At 68.8% G+C, this 7,631-nt stretch carries 6 protein-coding genes; 1 reads left to right on the top strand and 5 read right to left on the bottom strand.

Translation table 11 applies throughout. The features are described from left to right. Positions 1 to 32: 32 nt before the first annotated feature. The 5 genes from alaS to ACYVK3_RS19450 all read right to left on the bottom strand — a co-directional run bounded on the left by alaS (position 33) and on the right by ACYVK3_RS19450 (position 5,616). Positions 33 to 2,711 (bottom strand): alanine--tRNA ligase, encoded by a 2,679-nt coding sequence (alaS, locus tag ACYVK3_RS19470; RefSeq protein WP_460499004.1) that lies wholly within the window; start codon positions 2,709 to 2,711, stop codon positions 33 to 35. Positions 2,712 to 2,732: 21 nt separating this feature from the next. Then, on the bottom strand, positions 2,733 to 3,017 hold the full coding sequence (locus ACYVK3_RS19465) for a hypothetical protein (RefSeq protein ID WP_460499003.1): 285 nt from the start codon (positions 3,015 to 3,017) through the stop codon (positions 2,733 to 2,735). 14 nt (positions 3,018 to 3,031) lie between these two features. Further along, entirely contained in the window at positions 3,032 to 3,517 is a 486-nt protein-coding gene (locus ACYVK3_RS19460) for a DUF948 domain-containing protein (RefSeq protein ID WP_460499002.1), read from the bottom strand. Positions 3,518 to 3,674: 157 nt separating this feature from the next. Beyond that, positions 3,675 to 4,253: a hypothetical protein gene (locus ACYVK3_RS19455; RefSeq protein WP_460499001.1), complete on the bottom strand. Its 579-nt coding sequence runs from the start codon at positions 4,251 to 4,253 to the stop codon at positions 3,675 to 3,677. Continuing rightward, a complete protein-coding gene (locus ACYVK3_RS19450) occupies positions 4,246 to 5,616 on the bottom strand; it encodes a replication-associated recombination protein A (RefSeq protein WP_460499000.1) in 1,371 nt (456 codons plus the stop codon). The genes ACYVK3_RS19455 and ACYVK3_RS19450 overlap by 8 nt, the downstream gene beginning before the upstream one ends. 220 nt (positions 5,617 to 5,836) lie before the next feature. On the opposite strand from ACYVK3_RS19450, the gene ACYVK3_RS19445 reads away from it, so the two are divergent. Beyond that, entirely contained in the window at positions 5,837 to 7,573 is a 1,737-nt protein-coding gene (locus tag ACYVK3_RS19445) for a carbon starvation CstA family protein (protein WP_460498999.1), read from the top strand. Positions 7,574 to 7,631: the final 58 nt, after the last annotated feature.

Genomic DNA, 7,631 nt, shown 5'->3' with positions numbered 1-7,631 from the left:
CCGGGGCCGGAGTCGTCGATGGTCACGTGGTCCTACTCGGCGAGCGCGCGAACGATGTCGTCGAGCAGCTGGTCGGCCTGCGCGGCGGGGACGCCGCCGCCTTGGGCGATGTCGTCGTTGCCGCCGCCGCGGCCCGACAGGGCCGACTTGACGAGCTCGGCCGCGCTGACGTGCTGGGCCTTCGCCGCGGCGTTGACGCCGACGACGACGCTGGCCTTGCCGCCGGCGGTGGCGACGACCGCCGCGACGCCGGGCTCGGCCTCGGGCAGGTGGGAGCGGATCTGCATCGCCAGCCGGCGCACGTCCCCGCCCTTGGTGCCGTCGGGAGCCTTGACGCTCGCGACCTTCACCGCCCCGACCTGCTTCGCCTCGTTCGCGTAATCGGCGGCCTTGGAGAGCACGATCTGGCTGCGCAGCTGCGCGAGCTCCTTCTCGGCGTCCTTGAGCTGCGCGATCGTCGCCTCGACGCGGTCCTTGACCTGCTCGGAGGGCACCTTGTAGAGCCCGGCGAGCTGGTTGACGAGCGCGTGCTCCCTGGCGAGGAACTGGAACGCGTCGATGCCGACGAGCGCCTCGACCCGGCGCACCCCGGAGCCGATGGAGGACTCGGAGAGGAACTTGACGACGCCGAGCTGGCCCGAGCGGTTCGCGTGCGTCCCGCCGCACAGCTCGCGAGCGTAGTCGCCCACCTCGACGACCCGGACCTCGTCGCCGTACTTCTCGCCGAACAGCGCCATCGCGCCCAGCGCCCTGGCCTCGGCCATGGACGTGGTGAACGCCTTGACCTGGAGGTCGTGCTCCAAGATCTCATTGACCTGCTGCTCGGCGTCGGTGAGCACCGACCCCGGCACCTGGCCGGGCGTGTTGAAGTCGAAACGCAGTCGCCCGGGCGCGTTGAGCGAGCCCGCCTGGGTCGCCGACTCCCCCAGGAAGTTCCGCATCGCGGTGTGCACCAGGTGCGTCGCGGTGTGGGCGCGGCTGATCGCCCCACGCCGGCGCCGGTCGATCGCCGCGTAGGCGTTGTCGCCCTCGACGATGCCGCCGCGCACGACCTTGGCCTTGTGCACGATGAGCCCGGAGACCGGCGACTGGACGTCGTAGACCTCTACTTCGCCAGAGCCGACGGTGATGCGGCCGGTGTCGGCCTGCTGGCCGCCGCCCTCGGCGTAGAACGGGGTCGCCTTGAGGACGATCTCGACCTCGTCGCCGACCTCGGCGTCGCGGACCCGGCCGCCGGCTCCGACGATCGCGAGCACATCGGTCTCGCGGCTGTCCTCGGTGTAGCCGGTGAACTGGGACGCGCCGCCAGAGTCGCGGATCTCGTGGTAGACCGACAGGTCGACGTGGCCGGTCTTGCGGGCCTCGGCGTCGGCCTTCGCGCGGCGCCGCTGCTCGCTCATGAGGCGGCGGAAGCCCTCCTCGTCGACCGCCAGGCCCTGCTCCTCGGCCATCTCGAGCGTGAGGTCGATCGGGAAGCCGTACGTGTCGTGCAGCTCGAACGCCTTCGTCCCCTCGAGGGACCCGCCGCCGGACCGCTTGGTCTCGGTGACCGCCATGTCGAGGATCTCGGTGCCGCGCTTGAGCGTCGACAAGAACGCCTCCTCCTCGTTGTACGCGTAGGAGGCGATGCGCTCGAAGTCCTCGGCGAGCTCGGGGTAGGACGGCGACATCCGGTCGCGGGCGACCGGCAGCAGCTCGGGCAGCGCGGGCTTGTCGTAGCCGAGCAGGCGGATCGCGCGGATCGCGCGGCGCATGATCCGGCGCAGGACGTAGCCGCGGCCCTCGTTGGAGGGCACGACGCCGTCGCCGATGAGCATGAGGCTGGACCGGACGTGGTCGGCGACGATCCGGAAGCGGACGTCGTCGGGATGCGACTCGGAGGCCAGGTGCGAGGTCGAGACGCCGTAGCGCTTGCCGGTCAGCTCCGCGGTCTTGTCGATCAGCGGACGGACCTGGTCGGTCTCGTACATGTTGTCGACGCCCTGGAGGATGGAGGCCATGCGCTCCATGCCCATGCCGGTGTCGATGTTCTTCTTCGGCAGGTCGCCGAGGATCTCGTAGTTCTCCTTCGCCGGGCCCGCGCCCCGCGCCTGCTGCATGAACACGAGGTTCCAGAATTCGATGAACCGGTCCTCGTCGACCTCGGGTCCGCCTTCGGGCCCGTAGTCCGGGCCGCGGTCGTAGTACAGCTCCGAGCAGGGGCCGCAGGGGCCGGGAATGCCCATCGACCACATGTTGTCGGCCTGGCCGCGACGCACGATGCGGTCGAGCGGAAGACCGATCTGCTTGTGCCAGATGTCGATCGACTCGTCGTCGTCGAGATAGACCGTCGCCCAGATGCGGTCGCCGTCGAGGCCGAAGCCGCCGGACTCGACCGAACCGGTCGTCAGGTCCCAGGCGTAGCGGATCGCCTGCTCCTTGAAGTAGTCCCCGAAGGAGAAGTTGCCGTTCATTTGAAAGAACGTGCCGTGGCGTGAGGTCTTGCCGACCTCTTCGATGTCGGGCGTGCGCAGGCACTTCTGGATCGAGGTCGCGGTGTGCCACGGCGGCGCGGCCTGGCCGAGGAAGTACGGCACGAACTGGACCATGCCCGCGTTGATGAACAGCAGGTTGGGGTCGTCGATGGCAGGCAGGGGTGCGCTGGGAACCACCGTATGGCCGTTGGACTCGAAGAACTTCAGAAACCGGCGACGGATTTCAGCGGTCTCCATGGGGCACCTCCTTCAGTGCTGCTACCGGCCGTGCTCGGCCTCGGCGTCGTCTTCCTCTTCAGCGAGCAGCGGCGTGATGTCCTCGCCGCGCTCCATGGCATCGAACAGTTCGCTCTCCTTGGCCCGCTTCGCCTCCGAGACGTCGGACCAGAATGCCCTGAACGATTCCCTCATTTCAGCACCGGCGCCGCTCACACGGTCGGCGACCCCGCCGGGAGTGACCGACTCGGCTGCCTTGGTGAGCTTTCGCACGACCACGACGCCGACGGCCACGCCGATGCCTACCCAGATCATCCGCTTGAACACTGCTACTCCTCAAGCTAATTGCCGCGTGTGCGGGCCTTCTTGGCCGCCTTGCGTTCGCGCTTGTTCTGCTTGGAGGCCTCGACCATCCGCCGGACCTGCTCTTCGTCGACTTCCTGGCCGCGCCTCTTGACCGCCGAGCGCAGACCGAAGCCGAGGGCCGCGACCTTCACCAGCGGCGAGCCGACCGCGGCGGTGACCAGGCTGGTGATGTTGGCGACGTTCGACGTCAGATGGGAGGCGTTGTCGGTGATGACGCCGACCTTCTCCAGTTCGCCCTCGACCTGCGCCAGATTCGTGTTGACGCTCGTGACGGTGGTGTTCACGTTGTGCAGGAGCGGGCCGATCTCGCGGTCGACCTTGTCGAGCGTGCGATTGAGCCGATTGACCGTGCCGCCGAGTCGCTGGACGAGTCTGAACGCGATCCATACGCAGAATATGAAGAACCCGACTCCCGCGAATAGGACGCCGATCTCCCACAGACTCACCGTGGTGAATTCCAATGCCAACGTCTCCTCCGACACAGCTTCCCCCTCGACGAAGAATTGACCGCGATAGTGCGGTCCTAAGTTGATTCCTGGCTCTCGCGCATGAGCAGCGCAGCCCCGACCTTACCTTGCAGACCCGGACAGAAAACGCAACGGGGCTGCTTGGAGTCGGCTAAGCCGATCCCGATTCCACTGCGGCGCGCCGATCCTCGATGAGCCTGGGCAGCGCCGCCTGGGAGGCGACCACCGCGGTCACCTCCGAACCGACGCACAATTCGTAGCGGTCCTCGCAGGCCACGGGCACCACCCACAGCTCCATGAACAACTCGTCGCGCACGTAGCATCCGCCCTCGCCTTCGGCGCCGACGCACATCTCCTCGTCGGCCGGAATCCAGCCGTTCCGCAGCAGCGCCTGCCAGTATTCGTTCGCCGTGTCCTCCACTGTGCCCTCAGAGGCCCACGTGCGCACCCGCACGCGACACTCCCCCAGGCACCAGCGGTTCCCGTAGGTCTCGTCCCCGACGGCCGTGGCCGCCCAAGCCGGCACCTCGAGCTCGTCGACGGCCCGGCGCGTCGGGTCCAAGGTGAACGCCCGACCGGCCCACAGGACCGCGGCGACCAGGAGCACGGCCGCGCCGGCGACGGCCAGGACGGTCCTGCGCAGCCGCTCGATGCGGTTGCCGGTGGTCGCCAGCGCCTCGGAGATCGGATCGGGGGCCCCGCGCGGCGGTATCCGCGGATCGTCAGTCATCGTCCTGCTTGCGGACGATCCGGCGCAGCTTCTCGAGCCGGTCGGCGATCTCGCCTTCGGCGCCGTGCCTGGTGGGCCGGTAGTAGTCGTGCCCGGCGACGACGTCGGGCGCGTAGCGCTGCGGGACGACGCCGCGGGGGTCGTTGTGCGGATAGACGTAGGCGGTGCCGTGGCCGAGCTCGGCCGAGCCCTTGTAGTGGGCGTCGCGCAGCTCGGCCGGGACGGGTCCGATCTTGCCGGAGCGGACGTCGCCGATGGCCTCGTCGATCGCGGTGATGACGGCGTTGGACTTGGGGGCCGTGGCGAGGTGGACGACGGCCTGGGCGAGGTTGATGCGCGCCTCGGGCAGGCCGATGCGCTCGACCGCGGTCGCGGCGGCGGTGGCGGTCTGGAGGGCGGCAGGGTCGGCCATGCCGACGTCCTCGGAGGCGAAGATGACCAGGCGGCGGGCGATGAATCGCGGGTCCTCGCCGGCGACGATCATTCGCGCGAGGTAGTGCATGGCGGCGTCCACGTCGGAGCCGCGCAGGCTCTTGATGAGCGCGCTGGCGACGTCGTAGTGGCCGTCGCCGTCGCGGTCGTAGCGGACGGCGGCGGTGTCGATGGCGGCCTCGACGACGGCGACCGTGATTCGCGGCTCGTCCTCCGCGGCAGCGGTCGCGGCGGCGGCCTCGAGGGCGGTGAGGGCCTTGCGGGCGTCGCCGCCGGCGGTGCGGACGAGGTGATCGCGGGCCTCGTCGGTGAGTTCGACGGCCTTGTCGAGGCCGCGCGGGGAGGCCACGGCGCGGTCGACGACGGTGCCGACGTCGACGTCGCCGAGTTCGCGGAGCGTCAGCAGGACGCAGCGGCTGACCAGCGGCGCGACCACGGAGAAGTAGGGGTTCTCGGTGGTGGCGGCGAGAAGGGTGATGGTGCGGTCCTCGACGGCGCCGAGCAGGGAGTCCTGCTGGGTCTTGGTGAAGCGGTGGACCTCGTCGATGAACAGGATGGTCTGGGGTCCACCGGTGCGGCGCACGCGCCGGGCCTCCTCGATGGCGGCGCGGACGTCCTTGACCCCGGAGTTGAGGGCGGACATGGCGCGGAAGCGCCGGTCGTCGGACTGGGCGACGAGGTGGGCGATGGTGGTCTTGCCAGAGCCGGGCGGCCCCCAGAGGATGACCGACATGGGCTGGCCGCCCTCGACGACCTGCCGCAGCGGGGACCCGGGGGTGAGCAGGTGGTCCTGGCCCACGAGTTCGTCGAGGGTCACCGGCCGCATCCGGACGGCCAGGGGCTCGTCGCCCGAGGACGTGCCGGTCCCGGCGACGCCGGACCTCGACGGCTCGGAAGGCTCGGCCAATTCGAACAACCCTGGTGCATCCATAACGAAACCAGCGTAAGCCATCTGCGCGTGCAGAACGCATCACCGGTGGTTGCTCGCAGCGTGGAGCGAGCGTTCACACCGCACAGGGGCGCGGATATCGGGTGACACGAGCATTCGGGGCATTTTGCGGCGCTCAAGCATTGACACCGCTGTTTCCTCAGATTTACGGTGTCATAACCGTTGAGTTACCTGGGTCACAATTGCAACTGGAGGCCTGCCCATGCCCGCATTCGTACTGGCGATCTCAGTTCTCGCCCTCTTCGCCTGTGGCTTCATCTACTACTCGCGCTACCTCTCCGAAAAGGTCTACCGGCTCGACCCCGACTACGTCACCCCCGCTCACCGCTTCAACGACGGCGTCGACTTCGTCCCGACCAACAAACACGTGCTGTTCGGCCACCACTTCACGTCGGTCGCCGGTGCCGCCCCCATCGTCGGACCGGCCATCGCCATCTTCTGGGGCTGGCTTCCGGCCCTGCTGTGGATCGTCGTCGGCACCATCGTCGCCGCCGGCGTCCACGACTTCGGCTCGCTCGTCCTGTCGGTGCGGCACCGGGCCAGGGGCATCGGCACGCTCACCAAGGACGTGGTCGGGGCCAGGGCCGGGACGCTGTTCCTGGTCATCATCTTCTTCCTGCTGACCCTGGTCAACGCCGTGTTCGCGGTGGTCATCGGCAACCTGCTCGTGGCCAATCCGGGGGCGGTCATCCCGATCTTCGGCGAGATCCCCATCGCGATCGCCATCGGCTATTACATATATCGCAAACGCAGTGCCGCGTTGGTGCCCAGCCTGCTCGGTGTAGCCGCCCTGTACCTGCTCATCTGGGTCGGCCAAGCCGTCCCGGTCGACATCACCGGCTTCGCCGAGGCGATCGGCGTCGAGCAGACGCGCAACGTGTGGATCGTCATCCTGTTCGTGTACACGTTCCTCGCCTCGCGCATCCCGGTGTGGATCCTGCTCCAGCCGCGGGACTACATCAACTCCCACCAGCTTTACATCGCGCTCGCGGTCGTGCTTCTGGGCGTAGGGATCGGCTGGGAGACCATGGTCGCCCCGGCGATCAACGACGTCCCCGCGGACACACCGAGCATCTTCCCGTTCTTGTTCATCACTATCGCTTGCGGCGCGATCTCCGGCTTCCACTGCCTGGTCTCCTCCGGCACCACGGCCAAGCAGCTCGACAAGGAGACCGACGCCCGATACGTCGGCTACGGCGGCGCGATCGGCGAGGGGACGCTCGCGCTGTGCTCCATCCTCGCGGTCGGCGCGGGCGTCGCGGCGACCCAGGCGGACTGGAACACGGTCTACTCCAGCTGGGACTCGGCCTCCGGCGGGGCGGCGGGCAACTTCGTCGCCGGCGTGGCATCCTTCGCGAACAACCTCGGCATCCCGCTGGACTACGCGGTCATCTTCGCGGCCGTCGTCGTCATCTCGTTCGCCGCGACCACGATGGACACCGGTGTCCGACTGCAGCGGTACGTCGTCCAGGAGATCGCGCACCTCGTCGGATGGCGGCGACTGCAGAGCAACCTGACCTTGGCCGGCCTCATCGCCGTGGCGATCCCGCTGGCCTTGGCGCTCATGCCCGGCGGCGAGGACGCCGGGTACGCCTTCGGAGTGCTGTGGCAGTTGTTCGGGACCACGAACCAGTTGCTGGCCGGCCTGGCGCTGGCGGTCATCGCGGTGTGGGTGACCAAGCGGCGCGCCAACCCGATCGCGCTGCTGATCCCGCTGGTGTTCCTGGTCTCGATGACGACGTGGGCGCTGATCATCAACCTGCGCAACTTCATCGAGGCCGGTGAGTGGGTGCTCGCGCCGCTGGACGCGATCATCCTCGTCCTTGCCGTCTGGATGATCGTCGAGGCCGCCCGCGGCCTGGCCGCGGTCTGGCCGGACCGCAAGGGTCCGGCGCGGAACTCCCCGTCCGAGGACCTCGAAGAGGAGACGGCGAAGTAGCCGGACCGACGAATGCGACCGGCCGCCGGGACCTCCGCCCCGGCGGCCGGTCGGTTCC

This window comes from Glycomyces tarimensis (assembly GCF_054776215.1).
Note: the sequence above shows the minus strand (reverse complement) of the source record. Positions and strands in the feature narration are given on the sequence as shown.